The sequence below is a fragment of the Paenibacillus sp. FSL R5-0810 genome (assembly GCF_038002285.1).
Classification (GTDB): Bacteria; Bacillota; Bacilli; order Paenibacillales; family Paenibacillaceae; genus Paenibacillus_AQ; species Paenibacillus_AQ lactis.
Genome location: NZ_JBBOCF010000001.1, coordinates 1,572,574 through 1,596,203 on the forward strand (window position 1 = coordinate 1,572,574; position 23,630 = coordinate 1,596,203).

At 48.3% G+C, this 23,630-nt stretch carries 24 protein-coding genes and 1 other annotated feature; of the genes, 20 read left to right on the plus strand and 4 right to left on the minus strand.

The features are described 5' to 3' along the window. Window positions 1-58 precede the first annotated feature (58 nt). From MKX76_RS07090 to MKX76_RS07165, 16 genes are all read left to right on the plus strand, one after another. On the plus strand, window positions 59-637 hold the full coding sequence (locus tag MKX76_RS07090; protein WP_341033296.1) for a sigma-70 family RNA polymerase sigma factor: 579 nt from the start codon (window positions 59-61) through the stop codon (window positions 635-637). Further along, window positions 627-1,604 carry a hypothetical protein gene (locus MKX76_RS07095; protein ID WP_341033297.1) on the plus strand — a complete coding sequence of 326 codons (978 nt, stop codon included), beginning with the start codon at window positions 627-629 and terminating at the stop codon, window positions 1,602-1,604. Before MKX76_RS07090 ends, MKX76_RS07095 begins: the two co-directional genes overlap by 11 nt. Window positions 1,605-2,616: 1,012 nt before the next feature. Then, a complete protein-coding gene (locus MKX76_RS07100; RefSeq protein WP_007128143.1) occupies window positions 2,617-2,979 on the plus strand; it encodes a hypothetical protein in 363 nt (120 codons plus the stop codon). Window positions 2,980-2,995: 16 nt separating this feature from the next. Beyond that, complete coding sequence (locus MKX76_RS07105; RefSeq protein WP_007128142.1) at window positions 2,996-3,631, plus strand: hypothetical protein; 636 nt, start codon at window positions 2,996-2,998, stop codon at window positions 3,629-3,631. Between the two features lie 483 nt (window positions 3,632-4,114). Continuing rightward, window positions 4,115-5,095, plus strand: a complete 981-nt coding sequence (locus tag MKX76_RS07110) for an aldo/keto reductase (protein ID WP_251534748.1) — start codon at window positions 4,115-4,117, stop codon at window positions 5,093-5,095. 56 nt (window positions 5,096-5,151) lie between these two features. Beyond that, window positions 5,152-6,492, plus strand: coding sequence for an LLM class flavin-dependent oxidoreductase (locus MKX76_RS07115; RefSeq protein ID WP_028406851.1), 1,341 nt, complete (start codon window positions 5,152-5,154; stop codon window positions 6,490-6,492). A 5-nt stretch (window positions 6,493-6,497) separates the two neighbouring features. Then, a complete protein-coding gene (locus MKX76_RS07120) occupies window positions 6,498-7,274 on the plus strand; it encodes an ABC transporter permease (protein ID WP_007128139.1) in 777 nt (258 codons plus the stop codon). A 40-nt stretch (window positions 7,275-7,314) separates the two neighbouring features. Further along, window positions 7,315-8,331, plus strand: coding sequence for an ABC transporter substrate-binding protein (locus MKX76_RS07125; protein ID WP_341033299.1), 1,017 nt, complete (start codon window positions 7,315-7,317; stop codon window positions 8,329-8,331). Window positions 8,332-8,353: 22 nt separating this feature from the next. Further along, window positions 8,354-9,127 (plus strand): ABC transporter ATP-binding protein, encoded by a 774-nt coding sequence (locus MKX76_RS07130; protein WP_341033300.1) that lies wholly within the window; start codon window positions 8,354-8,356, stop codon window positions 9,125-9,127. Between the two features lie 40 nt (window positions 9,128-9,167). Beyond that, complete coding sequence (locus MKX76_RS07135) at window positions 9,168-10,019, plus strand: sulfurtransferase (protein ID WP_341033301.1); 852 nt, start codon at window positions 9,168-9,170, stop codon at window positions 10,017-10,019. 436 nt (window positions 10,020-10,455) lie between these two features. After that, window positions 10,456-10,866: a DoxX family protein gene (locus MKX76_RS07140; protein WP_007128135.1), complete on the plus strand. Its 411-nt coding sequence runs from the start codon at window positions 10,456-10,458 to the stop codon at window positions 10,864-10,866. A gap of 217 nt (window positions 10,867-11,083) precedes the next feature. Then, entirely contained in the window at window positions 11,084-11,650 is a 567-nt protein-coding gene (locus tag MKX76_RS07145) for a copper amine oxidase N-terminal domain-containing protein (RefSeq protein ID WP_341033302.1), read from the plus strand. Next, a complete protein-coding gene (locus tag MKX76_RS07150) occupies window positions 11,647-11,934 on the plus strand; it encodes a hypothetical protein (RefSeq protein WP_341033303.1) in 288 nt (95 codons plus the stop codon). The genes MKX76_RS07145 and MKX76_RS07150 overlap by 4 nt, the downstream gene beginning before the upstream one ends. A gap of 404 nt (window positions 11,935-12,338) precedes the next feature. After that, window positions 12,339-12,968 (plus strand): streptogramin A O-acetyltransferase Vat(I), encoded by a 630-nt coding sequence (gene vat(I) / locus MKX76_RS07155; RefSeq protein ID WP_341033304.1) that lies wholly within the window; start codon window positions 12,339-12,341, stop codon window positions 12,966-12,968. A gap of 46 nt (window positions 12,969-13,014) precedes the next feature. Then, complete coding sequence (locus MKX76_RS07160; RefSeq protein ID WP_341033305.1) at window positions 13,015-13,608, plus strand: hypothetical protein; 594 nt, start codon at window positions 13,015-13,017, stop codon at window positions 13,606-13,608. Window positions 13,609-13,639: 31 nt separating this feature from the next. After that, window positions 13,640-14,059 carry a hypothetical protein gene (locus MKX76_RS07165; protein WP_341033307.1) on the plus strand — a complete coding sequence of 140 codons (420 nt, stop codon included), beginning with the start codon at window positions 13,640-13,642 and terminating at the stop codon, window positions 14,057-14,059. Window positions 14,060-14,164: 105 nt separating this feature from the next. Here MKX76_RS07165 and MKX76_RS07170 read toward each other — a convergent pair whose 3' ends face one another. Further along, entirely contained in the window at window positions 14,165-15,133 is a 969-nt protein-coding gene (locus tag MKX76_RS07170) for a bile acid:sodium symporter family protein (RefSeq protein ID WP_341033309.1), read from the minus strand. 232 nt (window positions 15,134-15,365) lie between these two features. On the opposite strand from MKX76_RS07170, the gene MKX76_RS07175 reads away from it, so the two are divergent. Further along, window positions 15,366-15,818, plus strand: coding sequence for a hypothetical protein (locus MKX76_RS07175; protein ID WP_007128130.1), 453 nt, complete (start codon window positions 15,366-15,368; stop codon window positions 15,816-15,818). Between the two features lie 80 nt (window positions 15,819-15,898). Beyond that, window positions 15,899-16,140 (plus strand) — a binding site (T-box leader). Window positions 16,141-16,185: 45 nt separating this feature from the next. Continuing rightward, on the plus strand, window positions 16,186-17,859 hold the full coding sequence (gltX, locus tag MKX76_RS07180) for a glutamate--tRNA ligase (protein WP_213615689.1): 1,674 nt from the start codon (window positions 16,186-16,188) through the stop codon (window positions 17,857-17,859). Between the two features lie 69 nt (window positions 17,860-17,928). On the opposite strand, the gene MKX76_RS07185 is transcribed toward gltX, so the two are convergent. Then, complete coding sequence (locus tag MKX76_RS07185) at window positions 17,929-18,522, minus strand: TetR/AcrR family transcriptional regulator (protein ID WP_341033312.1); 594 nt, start codon at window positions 18,520-18,522, stop codon at window positions 17,929-17,931. Window positions 18,523-18,678: 156 nt separating this feature from the next. On the opposite strand from MKX76_RS07185, the gene MKX76_RS07190 reads away from it, so the two are divergent. Further along, entirely contained in the window at window positions 18,679-19,173 is a 495-nt protein-coding gene (locus MKX76_RS07190; RefSeq protein WP_213615784.1) for a hypothetical protein, read from the plus strand. Window positions 19,174-19,497: 324 nt separating this feature from the next. Here the strand turns inward: MKX76_RS07190 and MKX76_RS07195 are convergent, their stop codons facing one another. Then, complete coding sequence (locus MKX76_RS07195) at window positions 19,498-20,988, minus strand: glycoside hydrolase family 43 protein (RefSeq protein WP_213615687.1); 1,491 nt, start codon at window positions 20,986-20,988, stop codon at window positions 19,498-19,500. 170 nt (window positions 20,989-21,158) lie between these two features. Between MKX76_RS07195 and MKX76_RS07200 the strand changes: the two genes are divergently transcribed. After that, the gene (locus MKX76_RS07200; protein ID WP_144872945.1) at window positions 21,159-22,106 is read left to right on the plus strand and encodes an ArsR/SmtB family transcription factor; all 948 of its coding nucleotides are present in this window, start codon (window positions 21,159-21,161) and stop codon (window positions 22,104-22,106) included. Window positions 22,107-22,265: 159 nt separating this feature from the next. On the opposite strand, the gene MKX76_RS07205 is transcribed toward MKX76_RS07200, so the two are convergent. Further along, a complete protein-coding gene (locus MKX76_RS07205) occupies window positions 22,266-23,552 on the minus strand; it encodes a glycoside hydrolase family 27 protein (RefSeq protein ID WP_341033314.1) in 1,287 nt (428 codons plus the stop codon). Window positions 23,553-23,630: the final 78 nt, after the last annotated feature.

A 23,630-nucleotide genomic window follows, 5' to 3' on the forward strand; every position in this document is an offset into this window, starting at 1 on the left:
ACCTTATTGGGCGATGGAGCCAATATCAAGTGTAAGTCTTACAATGGAGGCCGGCCCTATGAATGAAATGGATATTAAACCTTGGCTCATCCGGATGAGCCAGGGAGATGAAGAAGCGTTCCGGGCAGTTTATGATTTAACGCGCGATCAGGCATACGGATTAATCTACTACTTGGCTCCCAACAAACAAGAGGTACCGGACATTATGAGCGAGGTATATATTGAACTGATCAAGAGTCTGGACAATTATGAGCAGGGGCAGAAATTCAGCTCTTGGTTCAACGGCTTGATTATCAGGCAAGTTCGTAACTGGAGGCGAAAAAGTTGGCGAAGGAGTCGTATGCTGGAAAGGGTGAAGGATGTATTTTCCGAACCGCCTCCTTTGGCGTTGGAAGATCGAGTATCCCACCTGAGTGATCGGTTGGAGCTGATTCCAATGCTCGAAGCGCTGCCTTTGAAGCTTAAAGAGGTTGTCGTTCTCAGGTATTATCAGGATTTGACGCTTGAAGAAATCGCCGACTTGGTGAAGGTTCCGATAGGGACGGTAAAATCAAGGCACCATCATGCCCTGAAGCGCCTGCGCCATATGTATGGTCAGCGCGACCACAGAAAGGAGCGGGACGGCTATGTCTATTGAGCAGCAATTGAAAGATGATTTTCAACAAAATGATAAAAACGTCGTGTGTCCTCCTTCCATAGATATCCGAGTAATGAACGCGTACAGGGAGCGAATGCTGGAGGAGATTGGAGTACAATCGATGGGAAGAAGACGGAGATGGTCCAAGGCGGTAATGGTCATTTTACTGATTGCGGTCGTCAGCGGCTTTGCTTATGCGGGTCGAACGCTGCTCTTTGAGGAGACGAAAGGCAATATGACGATGTCTGCCGAAACGCTGGAGGAGTTAAAGTTAAGCAAGGCTCAACTCGAGCGGATCAACAAGGCCCGAGATGAGGTGAAGACCCAGTTGAACCCGGGAGAATCGGCCGTTATCTATTTAACCGATATGGGCAACGTCAGGAGCTTGCCGTTCATTCCGGTCTCGCAACCGGATGTGAACGAGGACCTGGATGTCTGGCGGAAGGCATTAATGGACCGTCATTTTGATAGGATGCCTCCGGAATCCTTGCTTGGAACGTACAGGTTCGCGGGAGGAATGGAGCTTTCTCCCTTCGGCGCTTATGTGGGCTCCGAAACGGATAGTGCAGCTTTACTGGAAGAGTTAAAGGCCGAAAGTGAGGAGACAGGCAAGGACCTTATATGGAGAAAAACTTCCGTACCAGCCTCATTTCCGTTGTTAACGTACACCACCGTATATCGCAATGCAGATCAAGAGACGCTATATTTGATCATGGAAAATGCACCTGATTCCAAAGTGAAAATACAGTCGTTAGCCCCGCCCTCAGCTGAATATGAAGAGCTGGACCTAAATGGACACGGGGCTCATTATTTTAAAAACGATGCCTATGTATATACCGATAATCATTTCTACCAAGAAATCAGCTGGATGATTGAACAAGACGGCGAGTCGATCATCTATCGCTTAGGCAGCGACTCGCCTGCTATGACGAAAGAGCAGTTGATGGAGGCTGCGAAAAATCTGTAGGCTGATGCAGGCGAGGTTAATTGAATCTACTGTTTCCGGGAGATTCAGCCCGGAGCCATGCAAGATACAATGAATACATCCATGTATTATTTGGGCGCAGGGTTACTTCCCTGCGCCTTAGACAGTTTAAGCAGCATTATTCTTCAATTAAGAGGGATTCTCACTTCTGCGGCGCTTGTACCGAAATATCCGCGGACTGCCATCCTGCATTCGCACAGACCAGGGCAGTGGCACCTGTGTATGCTGGTTCTAGACAGATGGAGGGTCATCTCAAACGTCCACATGCTTAAAAGTGAACGAAAGGTGTGATCAGGGTTGGGTACAACAAAGAAGGAGGACAGTAAGAGCTGCGAACGATCAGGTATTCGCATAAAAAGGAAACGAAGTAAAGCGCAGCTTACCAGGGTCGTCGACGTCCTTAACACCATTAATACGCAGCTCACCGGCATCAACTCGAACTTGAACAATAATATTAACAGCCTAACATCGGTAATCAGCAACACGGACAACAACTTGAATGCTAGCCTGATTAATTCTTTGAACACATTAAACGCCAGTTTGAACAATACCATCGAGACGAACACAAACACTATAATTAGCAATATGAATAACGGGGATAACGTTACATGTACGGTTCAACAATTCAACAACTCAACAAACTTTGACGTTCCTTGCGGCACAAGTACAACCTATTTTGAAAATCTATCGGCGTCCGCACCGGAAACCGTCATTATCTTTTTCCAAAGCTTCCAGCCAAACACCAATCCCTGCCAGCCTGTGTTAGTAGTCGTAACAAGTGAGGGCAGCGTGCTTGAAGAACCCATATCGCAAACGTTTAGTAGCATACGAGTTGATAACTTCTCTAGCATATCGGTTCGCTGCGAATCCAGCGTACCTCCTCCCGCCGGTGCAGCTTGTAACGGTTTTGTTGGTATAAATGAGTTTTTCTGTGTCTGTTGCTAAGGATCAAGAAAGTGGTATTCAGTATCGATAATTGAGAGGAGGATATTCGTTGAACGATATACAACGAGAATTTCTGTTGGACCGTCTATCGAGACTGAAGATGCCGTATGTCGAGGAGCTGCTGAGAAACGGTGCGGAACCAATCGTGATTCTGGATGCATTCGAATCATTCATTCTCGAGAGAAGCGAGGAGTACCAACGGTTCTTGCAGCAAAATACGACACAGTTCCTTTCACAGCAAATATTAAGCATCATGAAGGACAGATTTATTCAAGAGGGGATCCACAAAGATCACCAGTTTCGAATGGTTTATTTCATGTTAAAAGTGGTAGGAGAAGACTGGGATTGCGGTTGCGGAAGCACTGAGTCACCAGCGAAGGGAGCGATGATTCGCGGTGAGAACACTAACTAAATGCAGGAAGGTTAACTTGAAAGCACGTCGAAAGAACGACATCAATCAAGTTGTTCGTTTGCTCAACACGATTAATGGTCAACTGATCGGCATTAATACGACGATGAACAATGATCTGAATAACCTCAGCAGTGTAATCAGCAACGACAACAGCAACTTGAACGCTAATGTGGTGAATGCAATCAGCTCATTAAACGCGAGCCTAAGCAATCGAGTTACAACTTCGACGAACACTGTGATTAGTAATATGAACAATCGAAGCCAATCGAATTGCACAGTTCAACAATTTAATCAATCTCAAGGCTTCTCAATACCTTGCGGAACAAGCAGTACGATCATTCAGCAGCGTGCTTCTACTCCACCAGAGAGAGTATTCATCATTGCAAGTTCGAGCCAATTGGTTACCGCTCCTTGTCAAGCTATACTGGCTGTAACTTTGCAGGATGGGACGATTATCGAAAGGGAATTGCCTCCAAGGCGCCCTCCTAGTTTTTTTCAAGAAGTGATCTTCTTGGAGTTAGATAATTACGCTAGTGTATCGATTAGATGTGAATCGTCGGTCCAACCACCACCAGTCGGGGCAGTTTGCAATGGTTTTGTGGAGGTTAGAGAGTTCGTTTGTATCTGCTGTTCCGATAATGAGGGTGCATGATAATCAGCCATGAGGACTGCTCTTATGGGAGAACGGTTTTGGAAGGCCGGTTTCATAACTGCTTTTATTAGATTCTCGAGTTGGTTAGTCAAGACAACGTGCAACCGGTGGCAAGCTAACCGATAAGCGAGGTAGGCGAGTTTTGGTATGCCAGTTACACGGCAAATGGTCCCTGCATAAATCGGACTTCCGTTGGACTAGGTTTTCAAGAAAGTGCTCCAATAAGAAATCAATTGACGAAGAAATTAGACGGTGCTATAATCCTACTTAACTTATCGGATATATCTATAATTATAGACTTGTTTCACCTACCAAACCATTGGAAGTGAAAGGTTAGCCTGTAAGGGTGGATGATTTTTATATCAATAGGATGGATGCGTATTCTACCGGACAACCGGAGATGCATCCTTGGATCATGCGTGTGATCTGAGGTGTGTCTTCCGGTTGTTTTTTTATTCGATTCAATATGAGGGGGCAGCAAGTATGCAGTACAGAACACTCGGCAGAACGGGGATTCGGGTCTCCGAGGTGAGCCTCGGGACCATGGCGTTCGGCCGCTGGATCGATGAGCGGGCTTCAGCCGCCGTCTTGGACCAGGCGCTTGAGTCTGGCATCAATCTGATTGATACGGCTGATGTGTACGGCACGGGGATGGATACCGGGAATGTCAACCAGCTTGGAGAATCGGAAGAAATTTTGGGCAGGCTGCTGAAGGAGCGAAGACGGGATATTCTCCTTGCTACCAAGCTGCATAACCCGGTCGGACCCGGCATCAATGACCAAGGCCAAAGCCGCTACCATATTTATCGCGCCTTGGAGAACAGCCTTACCCGGCTTCAAACAGATTATATCGACTTGTATCAGGTCCATCGATTTGATGAGATCACCCCGCTGGACGAGACGCTTGAGGCGCTTACGGATCTTGTTCGAGAAGGCAAAATCCGCTACATCGGCTGCTCGAATTATGCGGCTTGGCAGCTTGCCAAGGCCCATGGCATCAGTGCGCTCCATGGACTTCGCAGATTCGAGAGCGTGCAGCCGGAATACAGCCTTATTACGAGGGAGATTGAACGCGAGCTGATTCCTTACGCCCAATCCGAGCAAGTCGGGGTTATCGTATACAGCCCGCTCGGACGCGGCATATTGTCCGGGAAGTATCGGACGGGCCAAGCTCCTCCGACGGACTCGCGCCTTGCGGCGGGTGAGCAGAGATTGAAATTGCTGCTGAACCAGCGGCACTCGCTCGCCATCGTGGAAGGGATCCGGCCGTTAGCCGAACAGCGGGGATGGTCGCTTCCCCAGTTCGCTCTGAACTGGGTGCTCAGCCGCCCGGGCATCACGTCGGCCATTGTCGGTGCATCGAAACCCGAGCATATTTCAGAGGCGTTGAAGCATTCCGATGAACGGCTGACAGAGGAAGAGTTAAAGGAGGTCGACCGGTTGACAGAGGAGCTTCGGGGCTAAAAAGGAATACGTCCAAAAGGATATCAACCATTACAGATCAGGAAGGTGACATCATTATGAGTTCTAATCAACGTCAATTGCATCTTGGATTGTTTCTATTCGGGACAGGCTATCATCCCGCGGGCTGGAGGCTGCCCGAAGGGAAAACCGACGGCGCTTACGATCCCCAATTCCTGAAGGAGGTTGCCCAAAAGCTCGAGAAGGCCAAGTTCGATTTCTTTTTCCTGGGGGACAGACTGGCCACGAGCGCTGATATGCAGTACTTGTTTCCTTCGCAAATGACCCGGCTCGAGCCATTCACCATGCTGTCCTATCTGGCGGCGGCAACGGATAAAATCGGTTTGATCGGCACCGTGAACACCACCTATGCCGAGCCTTATAACATCGCGCGGTTTACCGCCTCGCTGGATCATTTAAGCCGGGGCAGAGCTTCATGGAATGTCGTGACAGGCTCCGATACCCGGGCTGCGCTGAATTTCAGCCGGGAGAAGCATTGGGATAACGCCAAGCGCTACGATTATGCGGAGGAGTTTATCGAAACCGTCAGCGGGCTATGGGACACCTGGGAGGACGATGCACTCCCGCGGGACAAGGCTAGCGGCGTATTCGCCGACGGCAGCAAGGTGCACGAGCTGAACCATGTCGGAGAACACTTTTCCGTTGCGGGGCCGCTGAACATTCAGCGTCCGATACAGGGACAGCTGCCGCTGATCACGGCTGGAACCTCATTACGCAGTCAAATGCTGGCCGCCAAATATTCCGACATGGTCTTTACAGGAACGAATGTGAAGGAAGTCGCCGTAACATTTTACAAGGAAGTGAAGGGGCGTTTGCGGGAGTATGGGAGGAAGGATTCGGATTTGAAGGTCCTTCCCGGCTTAGTTCCGATCGTCGGCCGAACGGAAGAAGAGGCCCGTGCTAAATATGCGGAATTGAATGAACTGGTCGTTACGGATTACGATTTGGGGCCGTTGTCCGATAAGATCGGAATCGACCTCAGGGGATACTCGCTGGACGATCCGCTGCCGGATGTATCCGCTTCGGAAACCGCGCTGCAGTGGGCTGACTTGGCCAGAGCGGCTAACGGGCGAGAGGATATTACGGTCCGGGATCTGTTCTATTTCTTCACCGTAACGGTACGCGGGCATCTGCTCGTGGTCGGAAGCGCGCAGCAGGTTGCGGATATTATCGAGGAATGGTTCAGGGATGAAGCCGCCGACGGGTTCAATGTATGTCCTCCTTATATGCCGGGCGGTCTGGACCTGTTCCTGGAACTGGTTGTACCCGAGCTTCAGCGCCGGGGCTTGTTCCGTACCGAGTATGAAGGCAGCACCTTCCGAGAGCATCTGGGATTAAGCCGCCCGCGGAACCGTTTTGAACGGATTGCCAAGGGGTGAGCCTGATGAAAGCAAGGAAAGCCAAGAATAAGAAGATGATCTGGGCGGGACAAACCGGCTTGCTGCTGGTCATATTGGGGATCTGCGAGCTTCTGGTTCGTACGGAGACCATCAGCAGCTTGTATTTGCCTGCACCTTCCCAGGTATTTCGAGAGCTGTTCAAGCTGTTCGGCGACGGGGAAATCTGGAGGCATCTGTACGTTACATTGGCCGAGTTCGCTGTAGGCTACGGCTTAGCCGCCTTTGGCGGTTTGGCCGTCGGCATGGCTCTGGTGCTGATCCCTTGGGCAGAGCAATTCTTCCGACCGTATCTCTCGGCATTGATGGCAATTCCGAAGGTCACGATCGTGCCTTTGCTTGCGCTTTGGCTCGGGATCGGGATCACGCATAAAATTTCCATTGTGTTCCTGTTCTGTTTCTTTACGATTACGGTCAATACGATGACCGGGATCAAGCAGACGGCGGATAATCATCTGAAGGTCGCCAAAGTATTTGAGGCTACGCGTTACCAAACGATCATGAAGGTGATTTTGCCATCTGCCGCACCCACGATTTTTGCCGGTCTTCGATTATCGGCGGCAACCGGATTAGTCGGAGCCCTGTTTGGGGAGATGCTCGCCTCGAAGGATGGCCTTGGCAACATACTTGTGAAGGCCACGTCGCTGTACAATACGGCCCAGGCTTTTGCTATCGTAGCGCTCGTTACCGTCGTGTCCGTACTCATCATTGCATTGATCGATTGGTTGGAACGCAGCGTGTTTTTGAAATGGAAATCGTCATAGATCATCAAAAATGTGCTTACTTACAGGGGGAGAGGTCCACATGTTCAGAAGAGGATTACGTTCATACATAATTGCGTTTGCAGTGATATGGCTGATCGCCATGACGGCAGGCTGCGCAAGCGGTCCAAACAGCGGAAATGGAGCGGCTGCGTCCGGTGGGGATGGAGAAAGCGCGGCAGGCAGCAAGCTCGAGAAGATCCGCTACGCACCGCTTAGCGGCGTCAGCGGATTAGCGGTGTCCTTCGGGGCCGAAAAGGGTTTCTTTGAAGAGGAAGGACTCGATGTCGAGTTTATCTCTACCAAGGATCCGATTGCAGGCTTGACCAGCAAGGACATTGACGTGGTGGACGTTGCTACAACGACGGCGATTGTAGCTGCAGGCAAAGGCGCACCTGTCAAAATCGTCTCCTCCATGTTTCGGACCAAAGGACCGTTCTACCTGATCGCCTCGCCGGAGATCCAGAACGTGGAAGACCTGAAGGGCAAGAAGGTGGGGATTGCCGTGTTTGGCAGCGGGCTGGAGGTGTATACGCAGTTTATCCTGAAGGAACACGGATTGACGCCAAACGATGTGACCTTCATTGCCAACAGCACGCATCAGGCCGCTTACGCGAGTTTGGAGACCGGACAGGTCGACGCAACCATCATCCATGAGCCGTTCGCGTCCCTGGCGGAGAAGCAGGGAAAAGGTCATATCATCGCAACAGGCTGGGACTATCTGCCGACCTTCCACACCGGGGTGCTGGCAGCACGCGACGGCATTTTGGAAGAAAAGCCGGAGTTGGTTGAGAAACTGCTGCGGGCCTACTTCAAATCGCAGGAATATGCTAAAAGCCATCCGGACGAGTATAAGGCTTACTATCTGAAAAATATCGAGATCGCTCCCGAGGTGCTGGATCTGGCGCTAAAGCGTGAAGAGGTGCTGTGGGAGAACAATCCGGACGTTGACATCAACGCGCTGAACGACACCCAGCAAATTCAGAAGGATTTGGGCTTCCAGGACGAGATTTACGAGCTGGAGGACATTCTTGATTTGAGGTTTATTCCGAAAAAATAAAGTTATGGCAGGAGGCTTACATATGGCCGGCTTTACGGTGGAGAATGTCTCGAAGGTGTATGACGGCGATCTTCCTACGGTATCGCTACAACGTATCAACCTGGAGGTTAGGGACGGCGAATTCCTGTGCATCCTTGGTCCGAGCGGCTGCGGGAAGAGCACGCTGCTGGAGCTGCTGGCGGGTTTGCAGCTTCCGACGGAAGGCGAAATTCGACTGGATGGCGCGAAGGTACAGGGCCCCTCGCGGAGCTCAGGCGTTGTATTCCAGGATGCATCCCTGTACCCATGGCGGACGATATCGCAGAACGTGGGTCTCGGCCTGGAGCTGGGCGGCATGAGAAAGGCCGAGCGGCAGGCGCTTGTAGACAAATACCTGAGCATGGTCGGCCTGCAGGGATTTGGTTCGAAATACCCTCATCATCTATCCGGAGGCATGCGGCAGCGTGCAGGGATCGCAAGGGCGCTCGTGAGCAGTCCGAACATCCTCTTGATGGACGAGCCTTTTGGGGCAGTGGATCATCTTACCCGCCTACAGCTTCAGAATGACCTGCTCCGCATATGGCAAGAGGAGAGGAAGACGGTTGTATTTGTTACGCATGACGTATCCGAAGCCGTCTTTCTTGCGGACAGGGTTGTCTTGTTGTCCCCGCGTCCAGGTCGCATTCATCATATTTTTGACGTTTCCCAAGAGCGTCCGCGGAAGCGGGAGGATGCCCGCCTTCTAAAGATTCAGAACGACATCTATTCCGCGATTTATGACGTGAAGACGGAAGCAGATTTGGAATTTACGATTTAAACGGCAACATTAGCTTGAATTTAGAAGGGATGAGGAGCTTGTGTCAAATGTCGTGAGTAAAGAATGGGTGCTCGAGCAGCTGCGATCCGATCCGCGTGGAGTGATCGTTGCGGATGTCCGCTTTCGTCCGGATGCTGCGGGTTACGGTTTCGAAGCCTATCAGCGCGAGCATCTGCCCGGTGCCGTATTCGTTGATTTGAAAAAGGATTTAATGGATCCTCCAAGGGAGCACGGCGGCCGGAGTCCGCTTCCGCCCCCGGAGGAGCTGGCCCGGCGACTCGGGAAGCTTGGGATCGATGCGGATACGCCTGTCGTTGTCTATGACGATGACCTTCGGCCTGAAGCTGCGAGGCTATGGTGGGTTTTGAAATACCTGGGCCACGAATCGGCATATATTTTGGATGGAGGGTTCGCAGGCTGGAAGTCGGCCGGATATCCGCTTACACCGGCGATTAGCCATTCAGCCCCGCGTGTTTTCCGCGCAAATGTACGGAAGGATTGGCTGGCTGACGTGGACGAGGTGAGAGCAAAGATTGGTGCAGGCGGTATAACCCTGCTCGATTCAAGGGACTGGAAACAGTACACGGGAGAAACGGCGCCGCTGGACCCGGTGGCCGGCCATATCCCGGGGGCGGTGCACGCTTTCTGGAAGGACGGGGTCGACGAGGATGGGACCATGAAGGGGGCTGAGCTGCAAAAGGAGCGTTTTGCCGCGATACCTCCCGAGCATGAAGTGATCGTGTATTGCGGCTCGGGACTTTCGGCTTGTCCCAATGTCCTGGCTTTGCAGGAAGCCGGATACCGTAAGGTAAAATTGTATGCAGGCAGTTGGAGCGACTGGATTAGTTATGAGGAGAATGAGATTGCCGTAGGAGCAGCTGCAGAGGGCTGAATATGCCTGATATAAGATATGTCTCGCAGCTTTCCTATTCCTAGAGGTAAAGTTATCGATGATACATTTTAATTGAAGTTTTAAGCGCATTAGAATGAGCATTAGGATGGCAATGCATTGAGGAGCCGATGGCCAGTTTAGCAACTGCAACCGTAGCTTCATTTGACTAGTACATATAGCCCTAGTACCACGTTGAGCGCAGGATAAAATCCTGCGCTCATTCTTTTTTGGGTTACCTACAAGGACTTGACTAGCCTTATCTCCCGGACCGACCTTCCCGTCCCATTCGGTGCTTAAAAAGGGCGTTGACACGACACCAAAAGGTGACCTATAATCAAACAGACACCAAATGGTGTCTTAATAAGAGCAATCCATTTGAGCTGACTGGATTCTTGAGTATGTTAAGTTGAACCACATGATATGGAGGAGGAAACAGATGAACACGGTGATTGGTAAGAAAACAAACGCAAGGAGCATGACCAAAAGAAATAAAATGATCTATTGGATTGCTACCGCTTGGCTTGCACTAGGAATGCTTTCAGCGGGGATTGTTCAACTCATGAAAATGGATGCCGAAGTGGAGATGATGAAGCATTTAGGCTACCCTTCCTATTTTCTCATTATCCTTGGCGTTTCTAAAATTTTGGGCGTGATTGCAATTTTAATCCCTAAATTTCCTCTGCTTAAAGAATGGGCTTACGCCGGTTTTTTCTTTACAATGTCAGGAGCCATCATTTCACATATTGGATTAGGCGATTCATTTGGCGAGATCTATCAGTCGTTATTGCTTTTCATCCTAACCGGTGTCTCCTGGTATTTCAGACCTGAGGATCGAAAGGCCAAATAGGCATCTGAGGTTCCCGGACTTACATAAGCGAAAACGCAAGCGCATAACCCGAACAACAACCCAATGGCTTCGATGGTGTTTTTTGTCCCGTTATATTTTCGTCCAAAAGTCATTCTTCTGTATGATGGCTTTTGATATGCAAGTAACTTTTATGAACCTAAAAGCGTTTCTATTATAGCCATAAAAAATACAATTAGTGGGAGAGATCACTGTGAAGATGAAGCACTGGAAACATGCAGCTGCCGCTATATTTCTTATCTCCGTGCTTTTGCCTATGGGAGCTCAAGAATCTCATGCTGCCTCCAAGTACGTTGTGCTGGAGCTGCAATGGGAAGATGGTCGTACCTCGCGTATTCAGACGCTTCAAAAGGACGGAGTGACTTACGGAAGCTTTTACTCGCTGGGCAGCATGGCACATCTGTATTCGGGGATGGATGCAGACAATACGGTGGTGCTCAAGTCGGATCAAAAACGCATTGCTATACGTATGGGAAGCAGCATTGCTGAAGTCGATGGTCGTAAAGTGGATATGGGCAGAGAACCTGTACGGTATATGAGTCACCTTTATGTACCGATTCGGTTCCTCGCGGCAGCTTTGGATGGGGAAGTGACCAATCGGGACGCCAAGACGGGAAAAGTAACCGTGACGGGCCTCAATAATTACGCGGATATCTTCTATGGCGGCGGCAAGATGGGATACAGCTATACGATTCGGGCAGCAAAAGGAGATCTGGAAATTACGAATGCGTACACGGATCAAAAAACTATAATTCCGCTAGGATGAAAGACATTAATGCGAATACGCATAATCTTACCCAAAACTTCAATTGGACTCCTAAGGGTCTGCTTATTGTAACGATTGAATACACGAATCGAGAGACCAAAGAATATGATCTGTATACGCTAATATTTAAAAATCAAGGATTGATTCGTAAATCCATTGCCCATGGATTATTGGAGAGGCATGAAACCTTAAAGCCGGACGGTACCATTCAACTCATTGATGATCACAATATCCGTATGATCGAAGATGAAAGCGGCAATGTGCTGAACGTGTTTGCCCGATAAACGGTACAGCGAACTTGTGTAAGGTAAGTCAAGGGTATCTGGGTTTCTCGATTGTTTAACGACTGGGGAACGCAATTGGTAAAAAGGGAGTTGATTTCACCTTTAGGGGTATGGTAAATTTATCTTATTCAGTAAAGAAAGGGTGACCACAAGCCGATGATTTACTAATCCTATCCACCAAAGGAAACTATGTTTTCAGGTTTTCGGGATAGGATTCGTGCGGGCTTTTTTATATAACCATAAAGAGCGACTGCTTGTTTTGGCTTGCAGGACGTCTTTTTGTTTGTATATGTGCCTCCTATCCGATGACCGGAAAGGGGGCTTTTTGTTGTGCGGCCGATTATGATGTGAAAGATATTAGCGTTCCAGCCGGATCAATTGACAAGAGAAGGGAAGATGTAACCATGACAGGACCGAATCCAAATGAGAGATATCCAATACCCGGGGATAAGAATCTCCAGTTTATTAAGAACACGATTACCAAACCGAATATTACCGCAGGGGATTATTCCTATTACTATGCGTTAAACGGTGAATCCTTCGAGGATCAAGTATTGTACCATTACGAGTTCATTGGAACGAAATTAATAATTGGCAAGTTTTGCTCAATCGCTTCTGAAGCCCGATTTATGATGGATGGAGGAAACCATCGGATGGATGGTTCAACCTTTCCATTTAACATCTTCGGAAACGGTTGGGAGACATTCACTCCATCTTTAGATCAATTGCCGATCAAGGGAGATACGGTCATTGGAAATGACGTATGGATCGGAAGGCGGGCAACGATCATGCCGGGTGTACGGATCGGCGACGGGGCTATCATTGCCGCAGAAGCTGTCGTTGTAAAGGATGTGGAGCCTTATACGATCGTTGGAGGGAATCCTGCAAGGGAAATTCGCAAGCGGTATTCCACCGAAGTCATTCAAGAGTTATTAGAGATCAAGTGGTGGGATTGCGACATCGAGGTCATCAATCAATATATAGGCGCGATTGTAAGCGGTGATATGGATTTGCTCAGAAAAATGAGACGGTAGGCTTCATGATTGGATTGGGGGACACGATACACAAGGAGGTTATTAGATGGTTGATGTTTTTGCCGTAGCCGATATCATCGTCAAGCATATTAATACCCATTACCCGCAGGATGTTGCGATTGTCGGATATTACGGATCCTATTTGCAGGGAAGGGCGACAGAGCGGTCGGATTTAGACTTTTTCTTCATTCCGGCCACACCTAGAGGAAAACAAGTAGAATTACAGTTTATCATCGACGGGATTAGTTTTGATTTCTGGCCGATCGGATGGGATCGTGCTGAAAGAATGTCAACCTCTGAAGACTGGAGCACGACCATTATCGCGGATTGTAAACTATTGTATGTGCGTTCAGAAGAAGACCTTGCGAGGTTCATGAAACTGCGCAGGACGATATCCTCTATGCGGGAGCCGTCCAACACATTAACATTCATTAACAGGGCTGAGGGTGTCGTGCGTGATTGTTTTACTGGCCTTGTGAAGTTCCAGCTTGCCGGTGAAGCCATGGATTTATCCTTTAGTCGGATATTGGCACATGAAATTGCCGCTAACATTTTTAAAGCTCTTGCATTGTTAAACCAAAACTTACTATACACGCATGTGGGGCCATTATCGCGAGCAAGTCAGAGACCTCCTAATTAAGCCAGACGAACTGGATCTCTACCTTGATACAATGATGTTCAGCCAATCAATAGAGGAAATCAAGTCTGCTTGCGAGAAACTGACTTTAGACACGCTTTATCTCATTACAGAACGAAGAAATAAACTCAAAGGATTGCGTTCATACCAAGCTTGGATGAAGGGATACTACGAAGAGGAGAAAGAAATGCTTAACAAACTCCTTACCGCTTGCGAAAAAGGCCACTATGAAACCGCATTTTTCGTTGCTGCAAGTATACAGGATAGCTTGGCACGCATGTTGTACGCAGCCGAAACAGGACGCTGGCCGGGTATGTTCGAATTGGGCGAATATCGGAAAATTTACCATCGCTTCGGCTATCAGGATCTCACAGCGCTTCTGGATCCCAAAGATTTCGAACCATTGCGAATAGCTGTCCTGCAGATGATCGAACAATTAGAGAATCACCTTTGAATAGAAGGTGTGGCTTTGAATCAGTTCGACTCGGTTGCTGAATTCGAATCATTTTATGTGAACAGGGTTTGATTCATGTCTTAGGTCTGAGTCCGACCCGTTCGCCTAAGCTGCATTCGCTTTATTGGAACCTTGCCGCTGCTCCAAGCGGCGACCAATCAGATAGCCAATCATCGAAGCCATCATTTGCTGAAAAATCATCCCAAAGATGACCGGAACTGCAACTGGGGGAGGGAAATAGGTAACAGCCAGTACGGCTCCTGCGCTAATATTTCGCATCCCTCCGTTGAACATGAGAGCTACCTGATCAACTTTATTCCATCTCAGCAAGCGGGAGCTCAGATAACACAACAGATACCCTGTGGCGGCTAGCAGAATAATGACAAGGGCCATTAAGACAAGGGGCCAGTCAATATTCTTTAAATAAGGGGCAACAACGGAGCCGTTTATGGCTACCACAATAGCCATGAACAGCTTTGAGATGGGATTCAGCCTGGGTCCCCAAACCGGTGCGATGGCACCTTTGGTCCATTCATTCAATAGCATGCCGAGGAGGGAGGGAACCACGATCATCCAGAACAAGCTGCCCATCATGGCTGCCGAATCCAGATGAATGCTCGTACCGAGCAGAAGTGACATGATTCCCGGAACGATAAAGGGCGCAAGCAGTGTATCAATCAGAATGATGCTCAGCGTAAGCGCGATGTTGCCGCGATAGATCGACACCCAGACGAAGCTCGATATCCCCGTGGGGATCGCGGCAGCCAGCACCATTCCTGTAATGGTATATGCATCTGTCGGATAAACGATATGGCCGAGTCCCAGAGCAACAAGAGGCATGGCAAGATGCAAGATGAACAGACATACAAAGAGAGGAAGCGGCTTGCGAAGAACTCCGACTAAATCCCGGAAGCTGAGGCTGATACTGCCTGAAAACGTCATAAAAGCAAACAGCCACGGAGACAGAAAGGTATAAGGAGAGAGCCAGCTACCGCAGAGCACGCCAAGCAGAATGCTCGAGGGTGTAATCAGGGGCATAATCCGATTCAAGTGTTGATTCAGAACCTGTAGCATAGAAGTAGACATCCTTTTACCATATGATGTTCTATTATACATCTTTAATAGAGTCAGGCGTTCGTATTTATGGGAAACGATACACATTCGACTTCCTTTCCTCCGCTAATTTCATTCATGATCGTAATATGATGCTGTAGATTGAGCTCTCAATCCGTCTTGAGGCGGTTTTGCAGTAAACCCTCATTCAAGTAACATAACGATAACAACCAAATGGAAGGAATGTGTATTGATGAATAAGAGGATTCCATCTGATATTAAAAAGTCTTATTTGTTGTGGCTTGTTGCAGTTGGAGCGGGGGTATTCGAGATGGCTATAGCTGTGACTCAAATGCTATCAAGCGGATCAGAAGCCGGGATGGGCATTATGATTCAAGTGGGAATCAGAAGCCTTATTTTTGCCGCACTCGTATATGTTATTGTTAAAATGCAACGAGGAAAACAGTGGGCCCGGATCGTCTTAACCATTCTTCTAGGGGGGATTGGAACGGTTAGCTTATTAATGGACCCAATCCAATGGTTAATGGAAGGAAATTCGCTGGATACGGCCTTAACGGGGATGACGGTATCCTCCACTTTGTTTGGAATAAGTCGAATCGTTCATTTGGCCTCTGTAATTGCTGCATTAATCTTTATGTATCGGCCGTCAGCGAATAAATACTTCAGTTCTTTCGCAGGTGCATAGTTAACGGTCACAGATTCGAATCGATTCTTGACAACGTGGTCATCATAAATTATTGTATTAGCAATGACATCCACATATTGTAAAATGCAGGGAAGAGGAAGAGTAGTTAATCCCTCGAATCTTAGAGAGCCCATGCCGGTGAGAATGGGTATTCGAGCTTAATGAAGGAAGCCTTGGAGCAGTAGACCGAAAATAACGGGAGTAGGTCTATCGGGGATTTCCCGTTAACGAAATATGCGGCAACATCATGGATTGCTGCATAATGAGCGGGTGTATAACCAATTTAGGTGGTAACGCGGAAGCAAAGCCTTTCGTCCTTTAACAGGATGAGGGGCTTTTTTTTATTGAACCATGAGGGGGATAAAAGATGTCAAATGAGAATATGGCAGAACTGTTGTTTCCGGATGTCAAGCAGTTACCAACAGATATGGACTCCCTATATCCGCCGAGAAATCTGCCTGCATCGGCTATGGTGACGCGTTTTGCACCGAGCCCAACGGGTTCATTGAATATTGGCGGGCTTTACGCAGCTCTCATATCGGAACGATTAGCTCACCAAAGCAATGGAGTTTTTATCCTGCGGATCGAAGACACCGATAAGAAACGAGAAGTACAGGGCAGCGTGGAAGACATGATCCATTCATTGTTATCCTTCGGGATTCATTTTGATGAGGGACCTGATCTTTCAGGTGTCGATCAAGGGGCATACGGACCTTATAAACAGAGCGAGCGTATCCAAATTTATAAGGTTTTTATGAAGCACTTGGTGCGGCATGGATTGGCTTATCCTTGCTTCTGTGATCCGGGTGATTTACAAAAGATAAGAATAACCCAGCAAAAGTTAAAAGTAACAACAGGATATTATGGCAGCTGGGCTAAACATCGGGATCTCACCTGTGAGCAAGCCAAAGAGGAGATTGTAAAGGGCAAATCGTTTGTGCTCCGGCTTCGATCTTCAGGTTCACTAGACAGGAGGATCATGTACAATGATTTGGTGAAAGGCCCGATAGAGTTACCCGAAAATGAGCAAGATATTGTGATCATGAAAACGGATGGTTTACCAACCTATCACTTTGCTCATGCCATCGATGATTATCTGATGGGTACAACCCATGTCATTCGGGGCGATGAATGGCTTTCCTCAGTCCCTGTCCACATTCAGCTGTTTGAAACCCTGGGATTTAGAGCACCGGAATATGGACATATTGCTCCAATCATGAAGCAAGTCGGAGCTTCTAAACGGAAGTTCAGTAAACGTAAGGATCTTGATGGTACCTCTGCGTATTACCAAGAACAAGGATACCCCGGATTTGCAATAAGCGAATACTTTATGACTCTCATTAATTCTGACTTTGAAGAATGGAGGAAGGGGAACCCGCATGCCTCATTTAGAGACTTTTCAATCGATACGGACAAAATGAATGCCAGCGGTGCCTTGTTAGACATGAATAAACTTAGCGATATCAGCAAGGATGTGATCTCAAAGCTTACGGGTAAACAAATGTTTGACCATTTGTCCACTTGGTCTAAGGAATTTGATCCCGAGCTATACACATTAATCGAGAAGAACCAGGAATACACCGTTCAAATTCTAAACATGGGTCGAACCATCGAGAAGCCAAGAAAAGATTATGCCAAGTGGTCAGATGTAAAGATAAAAATTGCTTTCTTTTATGACGAATGGTTTGAAAAGGATGTCTTGAGCGGCTATAAGTTACCTGCCAGTATAAGTATAGATGCTGCGAAAGAAATTGTACGAGGTTTCAGCAAATCGCATAGGTTTAATCATGACAAGGATGGGTTCGAAACCTTGAAAGAGCTTGCTGCTGAACTCGGATATGCAAAGGACATGAAGCAATATAGAGGCGATCCTAACCGGTACAAGGGGCATGTTGGTGATGTCGCGATGGTCATTAGGGTCGTTTTAACCAATAGAACCCATACACCTGATTTGTTTGAAATGATGAAAGTCATGGGCGAGAATCGGGTTCTTGCACGAATGCAGAGATTTATGTTGTCATCGGAGTTTAAAGGGAAATGACCGGTCGAGCCGCCGGTCATTTTTTCGTTTAGGACGAGATGAAAAGACCAGCCATTTCCAGGCGGGATATCAGCAGGAGGGCTTGACCAGGAAACCATAAAATACGATCTCCATCAATTCACGCGTCTGTCGTGCAGCTTCTTCGCTTCCGTCGAAACGTTTGATTTTGGCGCTGACCTCCTTCAGGATCGTGAAGTACAACAGGATCGTTTCCGATGAGACCCCCGGGTTTACGTAACCTTCATCCCGGCCGGATTCGATGAAGCTAATGAGCTCCGGTTCATATTTCCGGTAGATGTTTTCCACTGCAGTTACAATTTCTGGATTGTTCGAAAGTAACGGTTCCAGCAATTCAGGTGCCACGTTTTCCGCCATCTCCGTGGTGGAGAAGAACATCTTTTCAATTTTTTCATGAAACGGCAGGTTGCTTTGCAACAAGACGATGCGCTGCTGCCACGCTTCTTCAAGCATCGTTATGATTACATGCCGCACAAGCTGAGGCTTGGTTCCGAAATAATTATAAATAGTTACAGGGGACACTTCCGCATGCTTGGCAATTTGGGCAAGACTTACCTTCTCGACCCCCCATTTATTAAATAACTCCAGCGCCGCTTTACGAATACGTTCCTTTTTCATCTCTGTACGGGCTTGATATCCGTTCATTCTTAGTGCACCTCCATGCTTAGCATACGCAATGTTTTGAATGAAAACAAGTAAAATCATTCAAAATATATTGACGTCATGTAATTTTGTGGATAAAATGAATGTATTGAATGGTTTTAATTCAAAACACACAAAAGTGGAAAGGTGAATAAGAACATGATGATCCAGGAATGGCTAGATTGGGCGTTTCAGCGCCACTTAAACCCTCTAAGCTGGTATATCCGCCCTATTTTCCTTGTAATTCTGGCTTTTTACGCTTACAAACGCAGTTGGAAAGGGATCCTGATTACTTTTATTCTGATGATGAGCAGCATGGTTTGGTTCCCGGCTCCGGATACGATCAATCCGCAAATGCAAACCGTCTTGGAATATGAAAAGATGCTGTTAAGCGATCCAGTTACGGCCGTGATCACTTTAACGTTAATGATGGCATTCGTCGTTGCGATTGGTACTGCATTTTGGAAGCATTCTTTGAAAATGGGTTTGGTCATTCTGAATCTAGCGTTAATCGGAAAAGTCGTCCTGAGCGTTACGTTGACCGGGAAGGACGGTTGGGCGCCTTTGGGAAATACGATTTTCGGGCTCATATTGGTCAACGGGATCGGATGGCTTTTGGTGCGACGGGGGAAGAAGAACAGCCTCTCTGCTTGATCCTCATCAAATGATAAGGACGTTAGTTCATTTGGTTCCGCTTGAATCGGCGTACGATATGTCTACGACACGGTCCCGAATTAAAAATAGGTAAGAATTTCACGCATTTATTACTGAATATCCAACCCTGAAAAGGGTTCTTTTTTTATTTAGGGAAATTGATTCAAAATAACAACTCTTGTTAGGAATGGTTGGTAGATAATATATTGGTCTGGCTTGATAGCTTTGAACTCATAAGCCATGGTAAATATGAAAGCCGGTACCCAGGTTAATCCTGAGTAACCGGCCCTCTATTTGTCTAGACAAACCGATCAGGTGGAGCTTTTAAAAATAATCACAAGTAAACCTTGAAAATTCGGCCATGGAGCCTTCTCCAAAGGCATATAAACCGATGAGTACGCCTGTAAATCCTCCCGCAACCTCAGAGGAAAGGTATCTGGTTTGCGCCGTTCCTAATTGTATCTCCCTGCCGTTAGCGTGAATGAAGAAGCTGTAGCGCTCATGGCTTGCCCGTATTTTCAAAGTTGCTTGGTTGACATTCCCCAGCTCTACTTGAGCTTCAATGGATTTAATATCACCGATATTCAGCCGCTCGATCACTTTATAACCGTTATCCTCTTTACTTAAGGCTAAATCGTAATGATGATGTTCATCCATATAGAGCGTGATGCCGGCTTCTCCGCTTGTAAGCTGCACATCGCATGAGATTTCAGCGTTGAAGTCTCTTTGACGAATGCCGATAAACGTCGGGGACTCCGGCACATCCAAACTCAATGCGGTCCCTTTAAGCTGTGCCTTATCGAATTCTAACCGGTAGTTCTCAACAGCAGGATGGCGGAGGAAGCACCAGTCCAGATTCCAATCCGTGTTCTCGAACGTAAAGGTTTTTTTCTCCTGCTGGATGACATGACTGGAGATCCGATCGGTTTCAAAACTCGTAAGGACGGTGCCGTTATGTCCTGCCGTAAACCAGCCATCCTCGCTAAACGTTACCGGCGTAAGGAAAACTTCGCGGCCTAGATGATGATAGGTAAGCCATTGGCCGATTTGACGGAAACCCAGGTGGAGCATCCACCAATTTCCGTCGTTATCTTGTATCAGATCGCCATGGCCAACTCCCTGCAGCTCATAACCACCCAGATTGCGATTGGTCAATACGGGATTGTTCGGATAGGCTTCGAACGGGCCGGAGATCGAATCAGCCCGCGCATAAGTCACCATATGTCCGTATTCTGTACCGCCTTCTGCCGCCATGAGGTAATACCGCCCGTTTATTTTATACATATGAGGGCTTTCCAAATAGCGTCCGCCGGTTCCTTGCCATATGGAACGACTTGGCGACAGCTTGTCGCCCGTTTCAATATCAATTTCACACTGAACGATTCCGCCAATCCCGTTATCGTCCTTCCCGTTGCTCATAAAGAACACTTTTCCGTCTTCAAAATACAAATCGGGATCGATCCCCCCTTGATCTACATGAATCGGTTCGGACCATTCACCGTAAATATCGTCCGTCCATACATAGAAGTTTTGACGTGTAGTGTCGTTGGTCGTGGTCATATAGAATCTTCCGTTGTGATGCCGGATCGTAGGGGCGAAGACGCCGCCGGAACTGCTTACCTTGCCGAGCTGAACTTGACTCTCTCTGGTTAGGCAATGACCGATTTGCTTCCAGTTGATCAGGTCATTGCTCTCGAAAATCGGAACACCGGGGAAGTATTGAAAGGAACTGCATACTAGATAATATGTATCTTCAACTTTGCATACACTGGGGTCAGGATAGAAGCCTTTGATGACCGGGTTATTGTATTTCATTGGGGCACCTCTTTCATAAATTCACATGTATATAAATCTAACAGGATGAGCAGCTAATGAAATTAAACACCATGGATTAAAGTCTTGCAATGGATTCGGTTTGAAGATGCATGTTAAATCCATTAAATTAATATATATGTGAATCCAATAGAAGCGGTGAGGAGATTATGATGATCATCAAAGCAAACGGGGAACCGAAATTTATGCCGTTGTATGAAGCTTTAGCCAGCGAGGTCAGATGGAGCATCATGAGTCTCATTGCCGATCACGAGATGAATGTGAAGGATATTGCCAATCGATTGGAACTCAGTCCATCTATCGTCACCATGCATATCCGAAAACTCGAACAAGCCGGACTCATCGGAAGTCGGAGGGTCCGGCAGGGCGGGGGGACGCACAAAATGTGTTTTCTCAAACAAAAAACCATCGAGATTGAGCTGCCTTTTGCCAGCGAGCCCGCGAGAATCAGAGAGCAGCGGATCTCAGTCGGTCATTACACCGCTTTTGAGGTCCATCCGACTTGCGGGCTAGGTACACGCGAGAAAGAAATCGGAGTTTGGGACGATCCGCGCTACTTTCTAGATCCCGAACGGGTACACGCCGCCATTCTGTGGTTTGGCTGGGGCTTTGTAGAATACAAAATGCCTAACTTTTTGCTGGCTGATCAAACCGCGGAAGCGATTGAAATCTCCATGGAGATTGCTTCGGAAGCTCCAGGCTTAAGAGATTATTGGCCATCGGATATTGAATTTACCTTCAACGGGATCTCCCTTGGCACATGGACGAGTCCGGCTGATTTCGGAAGAGCGGCCCGGGGGAGATTTACACCTGAATGGTGGCATCGAAACGTGAATCAATACGGGTTATTGAAGACGATTCGGATTGATGCATCGGGTACGTACATGGATCAAGAACGGATGTCGGAGGTGACCCTGGGGGATCTCAAGCTGTGGGAACCGTTCTGGACACTTCGCTTCGCGGTGGATGAGCATGCGGTTAATGTAGGGGGATTGACGCTCTACGGAGCCGGATTCGGCAATCACGATCAAGACATCGTGATTCGTGCATACCTTAACGATGACCATAAAATCAGCAACAGGACGGGAGTTATGCTTTGAATATCGTTGAGACTTAGAGGATAAAAAGAGATCCGTCTCATCGCGGACGGATCTCTTGGTTAAAAAATTGAAAGGATAACTTCGGAACATCAGCAGCCTGATACCGCAATGAAGCTATCGGTGAACGCGGTCTGGCTCATTGAAGAATACGTCGTGATGCTATGAATAAAAGAACCGATAAAGGCGTACCCCATGTGGCGGCACCGTGGCCTGCAGCACATCTGACGCAAGCTCGGCTGGCGCTCCGCTCCACAGCTCGGTGCCTGAGGCGGCGCCCGTCAGGCTGATCCGTTCAAGGATCAGATTCAATGGCAGCGGATTCTCTCCAATGTTGAATACGGCCGCATAGCGGGAGCCCTCCGGCTCTTCGGATGTCCAGACTATGAGATCGCCCTCACGTAATGCTTCCTTCGCGCCGCGGCTCTCCCGGTGCATGCGCAGAACCTCTCGGTTAGTAAGCAGCGACAACGTCCAGTCGTCGCAATCCCGCAACTCGCCGCCGAATATAAGTGGCGAGCGGAAAATGCTCCATAGCGACATCATGGTCAACTGTTCGTCGCGCGTGAAGCGGGTCCAGCGGTCTGATCCCCCGCCATCCACCGAGCGAATGCCGATGTGACCGAGCGGCAGCATGTCGCAGTCCGGCCAGCAGCCACCTTGAGGAACGCCTTGCCATGCCCGGCAGCGGTCAAACATATCAAGCAAGAGCGGCCACCGGTCCCAGAAGTCGTCCGTGATTCGCCACATGTTGGCATGCTCTGCGAAGAACGGAGAATATTCCACTGGAGCAGGGCCAGGGGATAGACTAAGCACCATAGGCCGGCCGCATCGCTCGATCGCTTTAGAGATCATGGCGATCTCCGGCTGATGGGTATCGTACAGTTTGGAAGCTGCGATATCGTCAACCTTCACCAGGTCTACGCCCCATTCTGCATACAATTCAAAGAGCGAATCGTAGTAGGCCTGTGCTCCTTCCTTGGAGGCATCCACGCCGTACATATCCGTATTCCATGGGCAGATCGAATTCGTATGCGCAATATCACGTGCCGTTGCCGTCGTCCCCAGAATCGGAGCGGCCGCGTGAACAGCCTGCCGGGGAATGCCGCGCATGATGTGAATGCCGAATTGCAGTCCAAGACTGTGTACATAATCGGCTAACGGTTTGAAGCCTTGACCGCCAGCAGCGGAGGGGAACCGATTCTCGGCAGGCATGAGCCGGGAATATCCATCCATTACGAGCGGAACAAACGGACGGTACTGCGAAGAATTCGCATAGGGCTCGTACCACTGGATATCAACGGTGATGTAGCTCCAGCCGAATGCCTTTAGATGCTTCGCCATGTATTCCGCATTGCCTCGAATCTCGTCTTCCGTTACGGCCGCGCCGTAGCAGTCCCAACTGTTCCAGCCAAGCGGCGGTGTAGGTGCTGCAAGCTTATGATCCATGTCCAAGCTCCTTTACTGATTCATTATTGCTCTTTCCATGTTCATCATAATAAAGGAGCCTAGCCACATCTATAGTAA

What these genes read in the sequence shown, in the direction of transcription:
- MKX76_RS07090 (WP_341033296.1), top strand. Translation starts at nt 59, where the DNA reads ATGAATGAAATGGATATTAAACCTTGGCTCATCCGGATGAGCCAGGGA.
- MKX76_RS07095 (WP_341033297.1), top strand. Translation starts at nt 627, where the DNA reads ATGTCTATTGAGCAGCAATTGAAAGATGATTTTCAACAAAATGATAAA.
- MKX76_RS07110 (WP_251534748.1), top strand. Translation starts at nt 4,115, where the DNA reads ATGCAGTACAGAACACTCGGCAGAACGGGGATTCGGGTCTCCGAGGTG.
- MKX76_RS07115 (WP_028406851.1), top strand. Translation starts at nt 5,152, where the DNA reads ATGAGTTCTAATCAACGTCAATTGCATCTTGGATTGTTTCTATTCGGG.
- MKX76_RS07120 (WP_007128139.1), top strand. Translation starts at nt 6,498, where the DNA reads ATGAAAGCAAGGAAAGCCAAGAATAAGAAGATGATCTGGGCGGGACAA.
- MKX76_RS07125 (WP_341033299.1), top strand. Translation starts at nt 7,315, where the DNA reads ATGTTCAGAAGAGGATTACGTTCATACATAATTGCGTTTGCAGTGATA.
- MKX76_RS07130 (WP_341033300.1), top strand. Translation starts at nt 8,354, where the DNA reads ATGGCCGGCTTTACGGTGGAGAATGTCTCGAAGGTGTATGACGGCGAT.
- MKX76_RS07140 (WP_007128135.1), top strand. Translation starts at nt 10,456, where the DNA reads ATGAACACGGTGATTGGTAAGAAAACAAACGCAAGGAGCATGACCAAA.
- MKX76_RS07145 (WP_341033302.1), top strand. Translation starts at nt 11,084, where the DNA reads ATGAAGCACTGGAAACATGCAGCTGCCGCTATATTTCTTATCTCCGTG.
- MKX76_RS07150 (WP_341033303.1), top strand. Translation starts at nt 11,647, where the DNA reads ATGAAAGACATTAATGCGAATACGCATAATCTTACCCAAAACTTCAAT.
- MKX76_RS07160 (WP_341033305.1), top strand. Translation starts at nt 13,015, where the DNA reads ATGGTTGATGTTTTTGCCGTAGCCGATATCATCGTCAAGCATATTAAT.
- MKX76_RS07165 (WP_341033307.1), top strand. Translation starts at nt 13,640, where the DNA reads ATGATGTTCAGCCAATCAATAGAGGAAATCAAGTCTGCTTGCGAGAAA.
- MKX76_RS07170 (WP_341033309.1), bottom strand. Translation starts at nt 15,133, where the DNA reads ATGCTACAGGTTCTGAATCAACACTTGAATCGGATTATGCCCCTGATT.
- MKX76_RS07175 (WP_007128130.1), top strand. Translation starts at nt 15,366, where the DNA reads ATGAATAAGAGGATTCCATCTGATATTAAAAAGTCTTATTTGTTGTGG.
- gltX (WP_213615689.1), top strand. Translation starts at nt 16,186, where the DNA reads ATGTCAAATGAGAATATGGCAGAACTGTTGTTTCCGGATGTCAAGCAG.
- MKX76_RS07185 (WP_341033312.1), bottom strand. Translation starts at nt 18,522, where the DNA reads ATGAACGGATATCAAGCCCGTACAGAGATGAAAAAGGAACGTATTCGT.
- MKX76_RS07190 (WP_213615784.1), top strand. Translation starts at nt 18,679, where the DNA reads ATGATGATCCAGGAATGGCTAGATTGGGCGTTTCAGCGCCACTTAAAC.
- MKX76_RS07195 (WP_213615687.1), bottom strand. Translation starts at nt 20,988, where the DNA reads ATGAAATACAATAACCCGGTCATCAAAGGCTTCTATCCTGACCCCAGT.
- MKX76_RS07200 (WP_144872945.1), top strand. Translation starts at nt 21,159, where the DNA reads ATGATCATCAAAGCAAACGGGGAACCGAAATTTATGCCGTTGTATGAA.
- MKX76_RS07205 (WP_341033314.1), bottom strand. Translation starts at nt 23,552, where the DNA reads ATGGATCATAAGCTTGCAGCACCTACACCGCCGCTTGGCTGGAACAGT.